Here is a 16,343-nt window from a genome sequence, read left to right on the forward strand (position 1 = left end):
TCAGCAGGAGCTGGTTAAATATTTCTTTTTTATTTCCATCCTTTATCAATGGGTCCAGCTTTCTTTTCCATCATATCGCCTTTAGGCATTTTTCCCATGCTGCCTTTTTCTCCTTCCATTCTATCCATCATTTTGTTATGCATACCACCGCCCATTTGTATACAGGAGTCATTACGCATCATAAATCTGTGCATCCTTGGTCCATAAACCATACCACTCACAAGACATACCCCGGCAACAATAAACAATATTATTGCCATAACTTTACCAAAACCGGATACACCTTTCGGGATGTTTGGCTGAACCGCTGTCCACATAACAAAATAACCAATTGTTACAAGCAATACCATTACTACTACAGGAAACATAATGTACATATTTCATTACCTCCTTTTCTAAACATTTTCCGAACTCCTATTCAGAGGATATTCACTTATTTATATATTTATCGTTCTTACTTCAGCAGTTTTTGCTCAACCATATTTTTCACCATGAAATTTACATATGATTTAATAAATTGCTGATCAGTACCGGAAATCTCGGTTGCTGATGATGCTGACCAAACCAGTTTGTCTTTGCCGGCATCATATATGTTAGTTTCCATAAGTGCATATTTGGTCTCTTCAACATAACCGGGAGAATACAAGCTCCTACTTCCATATTCATAATAGGCACTCCACGAACTATAATATGTTGGCGGATTATATCCACTGCCTGCAAGCTTGGTGTATACTGTCTCTCTGCTTGCTATCCTGGTAATTAGTACTGCATCAGCACCCAGTTCCTTCATCTTCGATGCTATAACCTCTTTATTGCTATCTTTGTCTTCGGGAAGAATAGTATAACTTACAACGGCTTCTGCACCCTGTAAATTAATTTGCTTGACGAACTCATCTTCCAAAGTTCTTTTATTTGCCGGTTTTTTGGCTATCCCTATTATCATGATTTTATGAGGCATAACCAGATATGTCTCGTCTTTCCAAACCGAGCTAATCTTTGTCGTAGCACAACCCGTTATGAGAATTGTAGCAAGTACCCCAAAACCAAGCGAACTTAGCACAATTTGTTTCACTGTCTGTTCACCTTTTCCATACAACAAACTTATTTCCCTGAACATTTGAACCTCCTATTAAAATATAACAACATTTTTTGAAATTATGCATACCTCTATCATTTATGATCTGCAGTCTTTTGAATACTTTTCCCCACACTCTCCACATCCTTTCCTGCGCCTTTCATCATATTACAACCCAGGACTGAGATTGTTAAAAACAAGGCTACAAGAATCAAAAAATAGTTCCTTTTCATGTCGTTCCCCCTTTACAAATACACCTTATTGATTAAATCGACCAACTCCTGGCCGTTAACCGGTTTTTGAAAAAACCCTGCTGCCCCGGTTTTTAAAGCCTGCTCCTTTAGACCGCCATTTTTATCTGCTGAAATAATAACAACCGGACGTTTGGACCCGGATTTAATAATCCGCTTTAAAGTTTCCCATCCATCCAATCCCGGCATATGTATGTCCAGAAGCAAACAGCCATTAACACTGTCCGGCACATCGCTTAAAAATTTCTCTGCGGAAAGGAAAGTGCTCACTTCAAACCCAAAAGTCATTAACAAATATTTAAGTGCGCGGCACACTGATTCATCATCATCCACAATAAAAATTTGTTTCTTGATTGATGGCATTTCACCATGCTCCTTGTTGAAATACAATTCTTCCAACTTTATGTTTGCATTATATGGTATATTCAGAAAACGGTCAATTGAACTTGGGTATAACAGATATTTATCGACGCCGGTTTGCAAAAAACCGGGACATCCTGCCTGCCCTGCAGCAAGTCGGGCTCGGACTGGTAAATTACATACCCACATTTATGACCCGTACCGGATTATTAATCATTTATTAAAAATCATACTGTATTGTCGGTGGATAAGTTGAAGAAAGGTGAATCTTTGATTCTTTCTTTTCATGAAGATCTACTACCCAAGTTCCGACATAATAACCGATTGCAGCTCCAAAAAGGCAATCAGACGCCCAATGATAGTCACGATAAACCCTGGAAACTGCCGTGAGTCCGGCAGGAACGTAAACTAAAACTTTCCAGAATTTAGAATCTATATTTCTCGAAAGGACGGTTGACAACACAAATGCCGCATCCACATGTCCTGCGGGAAAAGAATTATTGTTACTGTCAAAAAACGAAAATGATTTAAAATGGGATGGACCTTCGTTGGTATATGGCCTTGCCCTGCCGATACCAAATTTCATTATAACTGAAATCGTTTCTGCATAAATCGCACCCTGGGCAATTTCAAAACCCATTTTTTTGGTGGTGTTATTATCCGCCAGGCAGCCGTGTATATAAAACCCAACAATTGATAACGGAAGGACATAATAACCGCCCCACTGCTCGCCTATTTTCACCGGAAGACTGTCTGCATTTTTAGGATGTTTCAAAACAAAATCGCGGATTGACTGATCATATTGGTGAATTGCAGCCGTACCGCCGACTACAACTCCCAGTTTTAACAAATCGCTCCAACCCCATTTTCCCGGCTGCTTGATGAAGTCAACTGACTCGCTTCCAAGCTGGGAAAAATTATAAGCATTTTCTGCAAAAAGACCGGATTCGCAGATGACAGCAAAAAACAACAAAAGCAATACACTTTTAAACGTTTTCACTTTTCACTCTCCTCTTGTCAAATATCATAGTTATGAAACTGACAAATATTAGTTAAGGCAAAGCTTCGCTTTGCAGCTACAAAACAGTTGATACTGTAGCCGCAGAGCGTTAGCTCTGCTAAACATTGAAATTCCTATACATCAAGTTAGAGCCGACTCCGCTACTAATACTTTGGCGGACAAGCAAGGTCGGCAACTACATCAACATTTGTAGTGGCAGAGCCTGACTACCGTTAGGCAAGCTTGCTCTGCATACATAGCATCCCCTTAGTTTTGTCGTAGACAAAACTGGCAGGGGGTAGTATATCCTTCGCATTTTTGCGAAGGATATACTAAAACTTCATTTGTATAGTCGGCTGCAAGGTTGAAGACAGCTGGACTCTGGGCCAATTTTCATTATCGTAATTCACCAACCAAGTCCCGACAGAATAACCTATTGCGGCGCCGAAAAAACAATCGGATGCCCAGTGTTTATTCTCATATACTCTGGAAATTACTGTGCATACTGCAGGCGTATACGCTGCGATTTTTAATAAATATGAATGAGTATTTGATGCAAGGACAGATGAAACCGCAAATGCAGCAGTTGAATGTCCTCCCGGAAAAGAATTATAATTATATTTAAAAATCGAGAAGGGACGATAGTTGGATGCGCTGCCATTTACAAAAGGCCTTGCCCTGCCGATAATAGTCTTAAGTGTAAATGTAATTGCTTCAGAATATAATGTTGCCTGTACTATTTCAACTGTGATTCTCTTTGTAAAAGATTTATCAGGTGTCAATGTCCACCCGTATAACCCTAATGCTCCTACGGCCACGGCAGTGGGATAATAATCTCCCCATATTCTTCCGCCTACAACAACTATGCTTTTATCGTGTTTACCGTTATCTTTTTGAAATGCATCTCTAATTTTTTCATCGAACGACATAAACAACGCTGTTCCAGCGCCTATATACGCAAGTTTACGCCAGTCGCTTGCACCCCATTCTTTTGGCCGGTTGACAAGGCTGACCATTACATCGCGCGAGTCGGTAAAAAAATTGTAACCTTCCTTCGCTAAAAGATTTGTTCCGCAAAAAGCAACAATAAAAAACATTAAAAATAATTTATTTCGCATTTTTCTACTCCACTAAATTCACTAAAATCTGGTTATTTTCTTCTGTACATGAAATCTTCCAAATAAAATGAAAGAAATATTCTTTGCTCCGTCTTTGTAGTGTCAACGTTCTTAAAATCACGGGGATATCTATTGTTATAGTATACCTGATCTTCAAATCCAATACTCATTTTATTAAAAATTTTAAGCGTTATATTGGGCTTCATTATGCCGATATAATTATCCCCCATAAATCCAAAATATGTATGAATCCAATAATAATAATACAAAAATGATACGGTAACCCTTTTGCCGATTTCAAGTCCGCTTTCAAACTTTCCTTCCAACCCATCGCCATAATTATAATCTCTTACCTGAGTTTCTTGAGGTCCAAACCGTGTATTGTTTGCGGCTAAAGGTATTAAACCAAGATGTAAACTAGAATAAAGATTTGAATTGACACTAATTGGAATGTTCGATATTACTCCGGGACCAAATGCCATGGTGCCTAATTCAAAAACATTGTTGTCCCAGTAGTCTAAATGTTGGAATATTCCTAATAGCATTTTCGTGTCTTTATATTCAACGTTTTTGTCGAGTAAAATTCCATAGCCGGTTAGTTTAGTCAGCTGTCTTCTTGGCATTCCGGGATAAGAACTAAACTCTGTGTTAACAGTAAAATAATCAAACGGCTTGCGTGATCTGTCTATAAACGGATCTCCGTAATCAAACTGAAAATTATATATTACCTGTGAAGAGCGTGGAACAAAGTTTTTTCCACCGATACTGCGTAGTCCTGTAGTCAACGTGATATTGAGCGGTTCCTTTTGATATACTTCCTTAGAAGTTACGGTTTTTGCCTTGCCGTCTATAAGCCTGTTGAGACCTCGCGGAAGATCAATTATTCCGGCAACCAGCTCCCTAAAAAACCTTTCCGTCCCGGTCGCTCTATCATCAAGAACAATTGAACTCAATCTGTAAGTTATCTCACCGATAAACATTCCGTTAATAGACGTATTAATTAAATCATTATAAGAAGGCAAAGTGTTTTCGCCAAAGTACTCCCACATCATACTACCTCCGGCTGCATATAATCCTGATTCATAATAATTGTAACCATTTGAACGTCCCCAATTAAAATAACCGCTGCCGCCGAGAGGATGTAATAAGAAATTCATATTAAAAACATCATCGTCAAATACCCATCCTTTTTTTAAGTTGTGGCTCCATGTATTGAATCCTATTCTGGCATAATCCGCATTTGAGACATATCTGTCGATTGACCATATAAAAATATTTTGGGTAACAATACCTGCAGTAGGTCTCCAGAAAGAACTCTTTTTGTTATATTCCGGATCGTCGTTCTGTAAATCATAATATTTGTCGTATGATAATATATTCCCGGGCTTATCCTTGCTGTCTGCAGAAGTTACTTCTTCCTTTGGACTTTGCTGCTCAGAAAAAACACATGACATCATTAATCCAATTAATGGTGACACAATTAAAACAACGGAAGTTAATATCTTTAAGATACGGACTAATTTTGATACCATGATTACTCCTTTATAATAGCGTATAGAACAACAAAATCATTTGCTTATAATGAAAACTTAACTTCCAGGTCACACAAGTTAGGCACGCCAAGGGTCTACGACAACTACAAACATTGAGATTCCTATACATTAAATAGATGATCCCGAAAATCCTTGGGATATGAATCTATCAGTAAAGGGGTGCGGTAACCGCTCCCCCTTACCGGTTAACAAAAATACTTTTAGTCTCGTGTTATTACGATTTCTTACCTGCAACGGTCATGTCATTGACCACGCTTGCAACACCTTTTATATCTTCAGCAAGTTTACCGACTAACGACTTCTCGGCGCCATTCTTTGCCTTACCGTGTAATGTAACCACTCCGTTATTCGTACTTACCTTGGTTTTAATCATACTGGTTGAGCGATGAAGTAACAACGCCATCTTAACCTGAGCGGTTATTGACGCGTCGTCTATCTTTTCACCTAACGTCTGATTAGTATTATCAGGATTATTAGCCACCGTCATATCATTCTTGACGTCTTTGACACCTATGACATCTTTAGCGTATTCAGCTGCCAATTCTTTTTGGGCCTGGCTGGATGCTTCGCCTTTTAAAGTCACAACCCCGTCTTTTACGTCAACTTCGGTCTTAAAAACATTAAGATTCTTATGGAACAAGATTGCTGTCTTAACTTTAATTCCAATCCACCCATCTGAATTTTCGGCAAGACGCTCACCTTTGAAAACCAATTGATTGTTCACTTTTTTAACCCCGGGAAGATCAGAAACTGTCTCCTTGGCTAATGATTTATGTGACTCTTCCTTTACGGTTCCCTTTAATGTAACAACACCGTCCTTTGACTGAATGCTGATACTATCGTCTTTGAGATATGTTTTAAATACATATGAATCCTTAGCAGATGATTCGATGCGTCCATCTGTTTCAGAAGCGCATACAGTCGCGCTAGCGAGTAAAACTGTGACCATACCCGCGGCAAGTACTTTTAGATAATTTGTGTTCATAGAACACCTCCTGTTTTTTTACTTCTCTTTGTTAATAGCGTCTTCATGCTATATTACAATTTTTATATCCCTAACCTCTTTTCCTGATTTACTCTTTCTTATTGTTTTCTTCCCTACAATAAATTATCACCCCCTTCTCAACATAATGGAACACCAAGCGAAAAATCCCACTGTGGCGGTCATGGTATCGTCAATTACTTCAATAGTTTTTGTTTAACCATACTTTATATGAGTCCGGTTTTTGCATAATATATAATAAGGCTGATTAAAATAACATTAGACATAAATTAAAATATTTTAATTTATGCGATTGAAATTTTTTTATCTATGGCTTTCTTAATCTTGTTTTCACACTACCTCATGCTTTACGGAGCAGGTTTTGTAACCGCATTTTGATCAAGAGTGACCGCAGTCTGTGACAACAGTCTGCCGTTTATTGTTGCGCCAGTCTTCATTGCGATTTCTGTTTTCGACAATATCACCCCTTCAAAGTGTGATGTCGTACCAAGGGACACAAAACCGAAGGTCTGCCAGAAGATGTTCTTGGGTAGTGCACCGCCTGCCAGTGTCACATTCTTAGCAGAGGCCATGGTGATATCTCCCGCTATCTCGAAGATCCAGACATCGTTTGGTCCACCCGAGAGCGTAACATCCGTAGGAATTATAAGACTGGTTCCCCATTTATATGTACCAGGGGGAAGGGTCATCCCTCCAATATTTCCGGCACCAACTTCTGTAAAATCAGCAGCTCGTCCTGCGGCATTGGTATACGCAGTTTCCATGTCGCTTACAGCCGTGGTCATATTAGCGGGGGTTGGAACCGCATAGTCGGCTGCATATATATTTCCGGTTACCTGAAGGGCTGTCGAAAATATATTTGAGGCATCCATTGTTTCTGAAAATCCCGTGATAGCGGTCCGGTCGATGGGACTCACGCCGATATCACCGGTGATTGCGGAGGTTGGAACGGTTGAGATTCCTGATTTTGATAGAATCACATAATTGCCTGCTGTTCCAAGATCTACTGGCGATGGACCTACACCTAAGCCGCCTCTGCCCGTGCCGGCGCCTGGAACGGATGGTGCTGCTACTGCGACTGTCGTAAATGTCCATGTATAGGCTGCTGCCAATGCATTACTTGCCAGGTCCTTGGCACCAATGCTGATTGTCGCTGTATAGGTGGTACTGGATACAAGGTTGCTGGTTGGATCTAAGGTAGCGGTTGTACCCATGTAGGTCACCGCACCTGAAACAACTGTGGTCCCTTTCATTAATGTAAAGGTCGCAGTTGTGATTGTTTCATGTTCCATCACCTCACTGAAGGTGGCGGTGATGTTAGCATTGACCGCTACACCAGTGGCCGCATTCGCAGCGATTGTGGAACTCACGGTGGGGGCAGTGGTGTCTGCCGATGCCGCCGCTTTTTTCACTATCACTTTTTTATCCAAATCTTTCACTTTTTGTTTTACCGCGCCGGTCATCCCAAATCTTAAACCTGCGGCAACCAAAACGGAACAAACAAAAAAACATATTGTAAAAACTGAAAATATCTTTTTAAATTTCATTTTACCTCCTCCAAAAATTATCATGTCATGCTGAACACATTCGCTACACTCAGTGCATAGGGCTCCGTTCTTCGCCTTAGATTCAGAATGACATTTCCACGTTCATCTGTGGTTTTATTTTTTCCCAAAATAATAATTTATCCCAAAATTAACCACATATTCCAGACCGCTCACCGACTCAGTTGTATCTTTCGTATCTTTAAGCGAAACATACGCAGGACCTAAATCTAACTGAACCGAAAAACTTTTCGCAAAAAAATACTCGCCTCCGACGAAAACTTCTCCCGCAAACCCTGTTCCTTTGCTGTCATCACCAGTGAATGTTACAAAGTTTGTTTCTAATCCTGCAAAAGGTAGAAGTTTATCTACGGATTTAAAGTAATAATACCCTCTTAAACCGCCGATAACGATGTCCTTGTCAAACTGACCTTTCACCTCCAGAGATATTTTATTGCTTAAAAAATACCTCACTCCGACTCCGGGATAATTCACCCCAATTCCCAAATCACCTTTTGAAACTTCTCCGAAAACAAAAGATGCAAAAAACAAGATGCAACATCCAAGAAACAAACAAACCAACTTTTGACTTCTCATCTCAATTACCTCCCTTATTTTAAGCTTTTACCACACTTTGCCTTTCATCACATTGAACAATCTCAAATCCTGCTTTAATCATTATCATTAGCAGTCTTTTGAATACTTTTCCCTACGCTCTCTACATCCTTTCCCGCGCCTTTCATCGTGTTACAACCCATGAGCGAGGTAGTTAAGACTAAAACTACAAAAATAAAAAAAAAGTTCCTTTTCATATTGTCACACTCCTTGAAACATAATTCCTCCTATTTTTGCATTATATGGGATATTAAGAAAGCGGTCAATTGAACTTGGGTATAATAGACCTTTTACAACATTGGTTTGCTATAAGATAGTCGCTTGAATCAGTGAGATTGTATGGGAAAAATTGAAGATCGGTTATGCTTTGGAGGAAGTAATGCCTGCTTTTTGGGCAAAATGGATAAGTTCTGTTACTGTTTCAGCTTTCATTTTCTTCATGACACGACCGCGGTGAACCTTGATGGTTTGAAGGGCAGTTCCACGCTTGTAGGCAATTTGTTTACTCAACATACCCTTGGCTACAAGTATAAAAACTTCCAGTTCTCGCGGAGACAAAGTCTTGATGCGCCGTTTTATTTTTGATATTTCGGCTTGTTGTTTATTTTGAGATTTGCTTTTTGAGATGGCTTGCGTAATGGCTCCAAGTAGTTTCTTCTTGGTAAAAGGTTTGGGAAGAAAATCAACAGCTCCTGCCTTCATACCTTTCACGCTCATCGGAATATCACCATGCCCTGTGATAAAGATAATGGGGATAGAAATCCCCCTTTGCGCCATTACTTCCTGAAGAGTAAGCCCGTTTATATCCGGCAGGCGGATATCCGAGACCAGACATGACGGCAGATTGGGATGCTTATATGCCAGAAAGTCTGCTGCTCGTATAAATGTTTCTACTTTGAACCCGTGTGATTTTAACAATAAGGTTAGTGCCCTACATATTGAGACGTCGTCATCAACAACATATATAAGTGGTTTGAGATTATCCATTAAGTATCCTTCTTACCCACAGGAATGGTAAAATAAAAGGTTGCACCGCGATCTGGATTGTTTTTCACATCCAATCGCCCGCCATGCGACTCAACAATGGAACGACTAATAGACAATCCCATACCCAAACCATCCGGTTTGCTGGTAAAAAAGTGAGTGAAGAGCTTAGGCATATTGCGTATGGGAATGCCGCATCCGGAATCCTTTACCGCCACCATAATCATATCAGTATCTTTACGTGATGCACGAATCAATATTTCACGAGAGCCTCGATTGCTCTCCATTGCATCGAAACTGTTGCTTATAAGATTCAGGAGGACCTGTTGCAGTTGTATCCGGTCACCGTGGATAAGTGGAAGACCACTCTCCATCTCAAGTTTTAAAAAAATGTTCCTTACGGTAGCATCAGTTGCAATAAGACCCACAGTCTCGTTAACAAGAGTATTGATATCAATAGGATTCATTTCGGGTGTGTTCTTCTTTAACAGTGAGCGTAATCGCTGAATAACCTTAGCTGCCCGCTGATCATCATTAATGATGTACGACATAATCTTCCGTAGTTCAGGTTCCCTGCCTGCGAGCATGCGATGGGCAGCCTGAGAGTAAGAAAGAATAGCTGTAAGAGGCTGGCTGATTTCATGAGCCAAAGACGAGACAAATTCTGCAAGTTTTCCTACCCTGGTAACGTGCAAAAGCTCCTCTCTCTGTGTGTTAATCACTAATTCTTTCTGTTTCTTTAAAGTTAAGTCTGTAAAAACCATACAGACTCCGACATTATCTATTTTTAAAGAGCTGCAAGAGACATTCACCGATAAAAATGTTTCGTCTCTTCTCTTAAACGTAATTTCACCGCTACTTGTCCCCCGTAACCCTTGCGATATAATTGAATTATATATAGGAATATCCTGCGGTTGAATAAATTTTTTTATTGAGTTGCCGGTAATTTTTTCAATCGGAGCCCTAAACATTTCCGACAGGCACTTATTACAATACATCACTGTGCCAGTGGGAGAAAGTACAGCTGCCCCTTCGTTCATGGTCTCTATAAGAATGCGATATACATAATCAGCGCCTTTAAAAGTAAAGACCTTTTTGCCTTTATGACCGGATACGACAATCGCATCAACTTTACCTTTTCGTATAGCATTTAGAGTTTCTTCTGCTTCATTGAGCCTAAGACGCAAATTTTCGTTTTCCTTTAAAGTTCCTGTGGTGATTTCTTTTCTGTTCTCATTTTCGAGTGTCTTATTCTTTTCTTTTGACGTTAAATCCAAGCCCACAAGAAGCTTTTCGGTATTTGACATATCGCCAATAAATCTTTGTAAGGGCTCAGGAAACTCCTTAATTAAGGTAGGCGCTGCAATAATATGCCATTCTTTGGCAAAGAGCGGATTCTGATAAATATCGATTATCTCAAGCTCATGCCGTCCTTTAAGGTATTCATGGCATATCTTCTTTATATTCGCTATCGCTCTTTGAGATTTCGGAGTTAATCCTGCCACAAAAAGCTTTAGAATATATTTTTCCTGTCCTTTTTTTCCAATCTTCCGTTCGAGAGTTTTTTTTATATTTTTTTTCGGCATACTAACAATTCCTTTCAAAGTATATAATGCCCTATTAAGTAACCTTGTCTGTCATTCTGAGTCCCGAAGCAGGGACGAAGAATCTCTTGTGTAATGTAAGGACAAGTTCCTTCACCTTCGGTTCAGGATGACAAACATAATAAATATTGTTTAATGAGGCACTAACGCATTTTAAGTTTTCGAGACTATATCTAAACCAATAAGAACTTTTTGTGTATTAGAGAAATCGCCTATAATCTTCTTTAAGGGAGGCGGTAATTGTTTTACAAGCGTTGGAATAGCCAGTATCTGGTCCCCTTTAGCAAGTTTGGGATTCTCTAATAAATCAATTACCTCAATTGAATACTTTCCTTTGAGATGCTCCTCGCATATTTTCTTTATATTAGCAAATGCCACTATCGATTTGGTTGTCTGACCGGCAATATACAACTTTAGTATCCATCTTTTTTTTTGCTTAGCCATCTTTAGACCCCCCTTTTGCTTTTTTGACCATTATTTATCTGCACACCCTTATCGGTTATTAAGAATTCCCTTATCTGATTAGAGTGATTCATACCACGTGATTTCAGGATGCTTATGATTCGGGTACGCTCATTACCTCTTTCCATATTCTGCGGCCTGATCCAGGAATCGCATAGGGAAGAGATGTCGATATCTGTCTGTTCGATTCCACTACGTACGCCCCACAGGTCTATTATGAGAAGGGTTATTTGAGCAGCCTTCAAAAAATCTATGAGTCGGGTCAACATTGCTTGTGCTTCGATGAGTGTGCCTGAATTCATTAAATTAGATATCGGATCGAACACCACAACATTGGGCTTGAATTCATTTATCATATTGTGTGCGTTCACAAGGTGTCTCTCTAGCCCGAAAAGCGCAGGACGAGAGGCCGCAATATGCAAAAGGCCTTTATCTATCCATTTTTTAAGGTTGATGCCTATATTGTTCATATCTCGGATAATCTGGTTTTCCGACTCTTCAAAAGCGAAGAAGAGACATTTCTCTCCGCGACTGCATGCAGAATCAGCGAAATGAGCGGCAAAACTTGTTTTCCCTGTTCCTGCACCGCCGGAAACGAGAATGGCGCTGCCACGATAATATCCTTTTTTATCGAGCATCTCATCAAGACCTTTTATCCCGGATGATATTCTGTCAGAAGATACCGGGTAGTCTAATCCCAATGAAGTGACAGGAAGTACTGATACACCTTTTTTATCAATCAAAAACGGGTACTCGTTGCTACCGTGTATTGAACCGCGATATTTTATTATTTTAAAACGTCTGGTTGAAATCTGTTCAGTTACCCTATGGTCCAGGAGAATAACGCAATCGGCAACATATTCCTCGAGGCCGTATCTTGTCAGGCTTTTATCGCCGCGTTCTCCCGTTATTATTGCTGTAACACCTTTCGCCTTAAGCCAGCGGAAAAGCCTTCTTAGTTCGGCTCTCAGGACATTTTCATTTTTTAATCCCGAAAAAAGCGCTTCGATGGTATCCAACACTACCCGCTTTGCGCCGATAGAATCAATTGCATGCTCAAGTCTTACGAATAATCCTTCAAGGTCATACTCGCCTGATTCCTCGATTTCACTGCGCTCAATAAAAACATAATCAATAATTAATTTTTTGTGCTTGATAAGTTTATTTAATTCAAATCCCAGTGAAGAAAAATTCTTTGTCAATTCTTCAGCATTCTCTTCAAATGACATATAGACACCCGGCTCGTTAAACTCATTTGCGCCACGGGTAAGAAATTCCATCGCAAATAGCGTCTTTCCGCACCCTGCATTACCACATACAAGCGTAGTTCGTCCATGAGGCAATCCACCGAATGTAATTTCATCTACACCCTGTATGCCGGTTGGACACTTTAGCAACTTAAAATCCGCTACTTTTGCACTTTTTGCTGATTTACCCATACTTTTTCCCTCCTAAAAAATCGTATAAAAAATAATCGAAACAAAGGGAACAGATGTTAATTCTCACTATTTAGGTAAAATTTTCTTAAGTTGTAGTCGCTTGCCCTTGGCAAGCACATATAAAGCACGCCAAGGGTCTACGACAACTACAATTATCAAATACCTTTTAGTCAACATTAAAGTTACCTAATTATTGAGCTAGTACAACAAACACCTTTTCCCCTAACCGCGCTTTTCTAATTTAAGCGTTATGGTTGTCATGTCTGTAACTTCATAGGGACCAAAGTATTGAATAGGCCCGGGGTAAACGTAACTTTCTGTTATTGCCCAATTATCCCTGTTGCTTAGCAAAGTTTTAAATGGGAGACCTTCAAGTTCAACCAGTGCTTTTTTAATGACCGGTTTTTCTTTGCCTTTTCTTCTTTCTATGTTCATCATCATTGTAAGAGGTACCCCGCCACATTCCCACTGGCTGGATTTCTTTACAAGTTTTTTTACAGACGATAAATACCCGGTAAGACCGTTAAGAGCTAATACTGCCGAGTTATATCCTAAAGCATAGGTGTAATTGGCGTCAAAATTTGAAGGTGCGCCGCACCGTCCTTCATACCCGAAGAAATGCGTGATTGTAGAAAATTTTCCTATATACTTACCATTCTTTTTAAGTTCTGATAATTTTACTTTTACCATTTCTATCAAAAGTTTTTCAGTTTCTATCTGAGAAACTTGCACGTTACCGTGCGGGTCTCTGTCAATCATCAATTGTGACGAAATATCGCTCGGGAGAGAAATCATAAGCGCCGCTATATTTTCAGGCAGCTTTGTGTGGATAAAATTCTTTTTCTCTTCAATACTTGACATTGATTTAAGAACTTCTTCATTTTCCGCTAAAACATCGTTCAATGCAGATATCAGCGACTTCATTTCCGGTATGAATTCAATTAAACCTTCCGGGACGAGTATAACACCAAAATTCTTCTTTAACTCCGCACGCTTCACAATAATATCGGTTATATATTCTACAATCTGCGAAAGGGTCATTTTTTTTGCAAGAATTTCTTCTCCGATAAGCACTATGTTCGGCTGGGTCTTTAATCCTACTTCAAGCGTAATGTGCGACGCACTCCTGCCCATAAGCCGTATAAAATGCCAGTATTTTCTCGCAGAGTTTACATCACGGCATATATTTCCTGTTAATTCCGAATATATTTTTGTCGCAGTATCAAACCCGAAAGACGCTTCTATTTGCTCGTTTTTCAAATCACCGTCAATAGTTTTAGGAACGCCTATAACGCTTATATTCACTTTTTCTTTTTTGAAATATTCCGCTAAAAGCGCCGCATTAGTATTTGAATCATCTCCACCGATAACAACCAGTGCATCAATTTTATTATCAGTTAAATTCTTCTTTGTCTGTTCAATATGTTCCGGGGTTTCTATTTTGGTCCTTCCTGATTGTATAATATCAAACCCGCCCGTATTCCTGTATTCATCTATTAAAGAAAGCGTTATTTCATTCCACTTGTTATCAAGAATTCCTGAAGGTCCACCGAGAAACCCGATAAGTTTGTTTTTGGAATTAGCTTTCTTTAACCCATCAAAAAGCCCTGCTATAACATTATGCCCGCCAGGTGCCTGACCACCGGAAAGAACTACACCTACTTTCACAACTTTACCTGAAAGAACCGGGTTTTTACCTTTACCAAAACTTACCATCGGCATCCCGAAAGTATTCGGGAAAAGTTTCTGTACTGTTTCCTGGTCAGAAACGCTTGTTGTCGCCTGCCCAATTTTCGGTTTTATCGATTTAGCACCATTTTTAAGCACCGCCGGCAGAACCGGTTTAAATTTTTTCCTCGCCACCTGAAGTTCAGACAACTTTTGTTTAGACATTTTATCCCCCCATTAAAAAAAGTTCTTAAGTTCTTGTGTTCTTATGTTCTATAATCTGAATGTCTTTAAACAATATGTACTGTGTAATGCAAGAAGTCTGCTAAAAGTCTTATATTAGTGTATAATTATAAAACACAATTACTGTTTTGTCAAGGATTTTTTGTTTTCAGGGATTGATTCGTCAGATTTGTCACGATTGAGAAGATAATGTGGCAAAATCACCTCAAGTTTTCTTTGTAAGATTCCTGATAGAAAGTGGAGAAATCATGCTTACAACAAACGAACAACTTCTAGTACATAGAATATTACTCATACATTGGCAAATCATGTTTTAATGGTATTGTATTGTCCTCATGTTTTTTTATTCCTACACCCCAATCAAATCTATTAATGTTTTCAAGTTTATATTTGCCAGAATATATTTTAGATTTTTCACTGTAAATTTCAATTTCTAAGGTTTCATTTGATATATCATAATAAGAAGATGATACCTTTGGGTACTTTCCAAATGGTTTATATTGTCTATCTATAACACAAATGCCGTTTAATAAAATCTTGATATATTCAGACAAATCTTCAGTATTAAAAATATCAATACGAAGTAATCTCTCATGTTTTTTATTTTGCCTGTATTCACTTACACTGATTGGTTTAACAGAAACATCCTTCTTGCCTTCTACAACTTCTGTTGTTGGATATTTCACAACACCGTTTAATTTGCCTATTTTTGCTAATCTTTTCATTATTATAGAATTTTCTCTTGGGTCTTTGCCATGAAAAGCCCCCTCAGATGGATATCCTAACTCCAAAGTCATTATAAAATCTGCCTGTTTTTTATTTATAATTGGAAAAATATTAATAACAACACCGCTAAATGACATTGATGAGAAACTCGACCAAAGAGCACCCCAATAAATCCTCTTTTTCCCAACACAAACAGCAAAAATTCTACCACTTGTAGGTATTTTAATTTTTGAAATATTATCAAAACAACTTTTAGATAATTTAATATCGTGATTCTTTATATCATACCAAACAATATCCTCTTCTTTAATAATAGGTTGGTCTTCTAATTGTATTTTATCTAAATCAATATTTTCCGGGCGATGTTCATATGCTTCTGGATGCCCCTTATCTTCGGGTTTTATTATTATTCTCCATGTTGATTCTGGTGACTTAGAAAGATAAATTGCAAATTGGTTGCTATCTGCTGGTTTACTATCTTTTGCCCATATTGCATCTAAATTAAATAGTATCAATAGAATTATTAATATTTTTTTCATATATTAAAAGTATCATTTCTGTTCAAATATGGCATAATCAGAGTAAAATTAAAATGCAAGATTTATTGCAAGATGCTGACATTGCGATTTTACAATTTCTATCTAAATAATCAAGTGTTTTTTAAACTTTTTTAAACTTTAGTGGATGTTTGTTTGTGA

General features: G+C 38.7%; 16 protein-coding genes. All 16 read right to left on the reverse strand.

Going from position 1 to position 16,343, the window contains the following annotated elements; genetic code table 11:
• Positions 1–29: 29 nt before the first annotated feature.
• Positions 30–377: a hypothetical protein gene (locus PHE88_03670; protein MDD5686916.1), complete on the reverse strand. Its 348-nt coding sequence runs from the start codon at positions 375–377 to the stop codon at positions 30–32.
• Positions 378–454: 77 nt separating this feature from the next.
• The gene (locus PHE88_03675; GenBank protein MDD5686917.1) at positions 455–1,117 is read right to left on the reverse strand and encodes a hypothetical protein; all 663 of its coding nucleotides are present in this window, start codon (positions 1,115–1,117) and stop codon (positions 455–457) included.
• Positions 1,118–1,320: 203 nt separating this feature from the next.
• Entirely contained in the window at positions 1,321–1,875 is a 555-nt protein-coding gene (locus PHE88_03680) for a response regulator (GenBank protein ID MDD5686918.1), read from the reverse strand.
• Between the two features lie 31 nt (positions 1,876–1,906).
• Positions 1,907–2,686 carry a phosphatase PAP2 family protein gene (locus tag PHE88_03685; protein ID MDD5686919.1) on the reverse strand — a complete coding sequence of 260 codons (780 nt, stop codon included), beginning with the start codon at positions 2,684–2,686 and terminating at the stop codon, positions 1,907–1,909.
• Between the two features lie 332 nt (positions 2,687–3,018).
• A complete protein-coding gene (locus tag PHE88_03690; GenBank protein MDD5686920.1) occupies positions 3,019–3,804 on the reverse strand; it encodes a phosphatase PAP2 family protein in 786 nt (261 codons plus the stop codon).
• A gap of 32 nt (positions 3,805–3,836) precedes the next feature.
• A complete protein-coding gene (locus tag PHE88_03695) occupies positions 3,837–5,336 on the reverse strand; it encodes a DUF3943 domain-containing protein (protein ID MDD5686921.1) in 1,500 nt (499 codons plus the stop codon).
• Positions 5,337–5,571: 235 nt separating this feature from the next.
• On the reverse strand, positions 5,572–6,342 hold the full coding sequence (locus tag PHE88_03700) for a BON domain-containing protein (GenBank protein MDD5686922.1): 771 nt from the start codon (positions 6,340–6,342) through the stop codon (positions 5,572–5,574).
• Positions 6,343–6,707: 365 nt separating this feature from the next.
• A complete protein-coding gene (locus tag PHE88_03705; protein ID MDD5686923.1) occupies positions 6,708–7,907 on the reverse strand; it encodes an ice-binding family protein in 1,200 nt (399 codons plus the stop codon).
• Positions 7,908–8,021: 114 nt separating this feature from the next.
• Complete coding sequence (locus PHE88_03710) at positions 8,022–8,501, reverse strand: hypothetical protein (protein ID MDD5686924.1); 480 nt, start codon at positions 8,499–8,501, stop codon at positions 8,022–8,024.
• A 74-nt stretch (positions 8,502–8,575) separates the two neighbouring features.
• Complete coding sequence (locus PHE88_03715) at positions 8,576–8,716, reverse strand: entericidin A/B family lipoprotein (protein ID MDD5686925.1); 141 nt, start codon at positions 8,714–8,716, stop codon at positions 8,576–8,578.
• A gap of 163 nt (positions 8,717–8,879) precedes the next feature.
• On the reverse strand, positions 8,880–9,506 hold the full coding sequence (locus PHE88_03720; protein ID MDD5686926.1) for a response regulator: 627 nt from the start codon (positions 9,504–9,506) through the stop codon (positions 8,880–8,882).
• A complete protein-coding gene (locus tag PHE88_03725) occupies positions 9,506–11,089 on the reverse strand; it encodes an ATP-binding protein (protein ID MDD5686927.1) in 1,584 nt (527 codons plus the stop codon). Before PHE88_03725 ends, PHE88_03720 begins: the two co-directional genes overlap by 1 nt.
• A 171-nt stretch (positions 11,090–11,260) precedes the next feature.
• Positions 11,261–11,551, reverse strand: coding sequence for a circadian clock protein KaiB (gene kaiB, locus PHE88_03730; GenBank protein MDD5686928.1), 291 nt, complete (start codon positions 11,549–11,551; stop codon positions 11,261–11,263).
• Between the two features lie 2 nt (positions 11,552–11,553).
• Positions 11,554–13,008, reverse strand: coding sequence for a circadian clock protein KaiC (gene kaiC / locus PHE88_03735; protein MDD5686929.1), 1,455 nt, complete (start codon positions 13,006–13,008; stop codon positions 11,554–11,556).
• 222 nt (positions 13,009–13,230) lie between these two features.
• Positions 13,231–14,901: a diphosphate--fructose-6-phosphate 1-phosphotransferase gene (locus tag PHE88_03740; protein ID MDD5686930.1), complete on the reverse strand. Its 1,671-nt coding sequence runs from the start codon at positions 14,899–14,901 to the stop codon at positions 13,231–13,233.
• A gap of 305 nt (positions 14,902–15,206) precedes the next feature.
• Positions 15,207–16,184, reverse strand: a complete 978-nt coding sequence (locus tag PHE88_03745) for a hypothetical protein (GenBank protein ID MDD5686931.1) — start codon at positions 16,182–16,184, stop codon at positions 15,207–15,209.
• Positions 16,185–16,343 lie beyond the last annotated feature (159 nt).

The organism is Elusimicrobiota bacterium, assembly GCA_028718185.1.
Lineage (GTDB): Bacteria > Elusimicrobiota > UBA8919 > UBA8919 > UBA8919 > JAQUMH01.

Excerpts from the sequence above, each read along its gene's own strand:
- PHE88_03675 (MDD5686917.1), bottom strand. The coding sequence starts at position 1,117 with ATGTTCAGGGAAATAAGTTTGTTGTATGGAAAAGGTGAACAGACAGTG.
- PHE88_03670 (MDD5686916.1), bottom strand. The coding sequence starts at position 377 with ATGTACATTATGTTTCCTGTAGTAGTAATGGTATTGCTTGTAACAATT.
- PHE88_03715 (MDD5686925.1), bottom strand. The coding sequence starts at position 8,716 with ATGAAAAGGAACTTTTTTTTTATTTTTGTAGTTTTAGTCTTAACTACC.
- PHE88_03745 (MDD5686931.1), bottom strand. The coding sequence starts at position 16,184 with ATGAAAAAAATATTAATAATTCTATTGATACTATTTAATTTAGATGCA.
- PHE88_03725 (MDD5686927.1), bottom strand. The coding sequence starts at position 11,089 with ATGCCGAAAAAAAATATAAAAAAAACTCTCGAACGGAAGATTGGAAAA.
- PHE88_03695 (MDD5686921.1), bottom strand. The coding sequence starts at position 5,336 with ATGGTATCAAAATTAGTCCGTATCTTAAAGATATTAACTTCCGTTGTT.
- PHE88_03720 (MDD5686926.1), bottom strand. The coding sequence starts at position 9,506 with ATGGATAATCTCAAACCACTTATATATGTTGTTGATGACGACGTCTCA.
- PHE88_03740 (MDD5686930.1), bottom strand. The coding sequence starts at position 14,901 with ATGTCTAAACAAAAGTTGTCTGAACTTCAGGTGGCGAGGAAAAAATTT.
- kaiB (MDD5686928.1), bottom strand. The coding sequence starts at position 11,551 with ATGGCTAAGCAAAAAAAAAGATGGATACTAAAGTTGTATATTGCCGGT.
- PHE88_03705 (MDD5686923.1), bottom strand. The coding sequence starts at position 7,907 with ATGAAATTTAAAAAGATATTTTCAGTTTTTACAATATGTTTTTTTGTT.
- PHE88_03700 (MDD5686922.1), bottom strand. The coding sequence starts at position 6,342 with ATGAACACAAATTATCTAAAAGTACTTGCCGCGGGTATGGTCACAGTT.
- kaiC (MDD5686929.1), bottom strand. The coding sequence starts at position 13,008 with ATGGGTAAATCAGCAAAAAGTGCAAAAGTAGCGGATTTTAAGTTGCTA.
- PHE88_03680 (MDD5686918.1), bottom strand. The coding sequence starts at position 1,875 with ATGTGGGTATGTAATTTACCAGTCCGAGCCCGACTTGCTGCAGGGCAG.
- PHE88_03690 (MDD5686920.1), bottom strand. The coding sequence starts at position 3,804 with ATGCGAAATAAATTATTTTTAATGTTTTTTATTGTTGCTTTTTGCGGA.
- PHE88_03710 (MDD5686924.1), bottom strand. The coding sequence starts at position 8,501 with ATGAGAAGTCAAAAGTTGGTTTGTTTGTTTCTTGGATGTTGCATCTTG.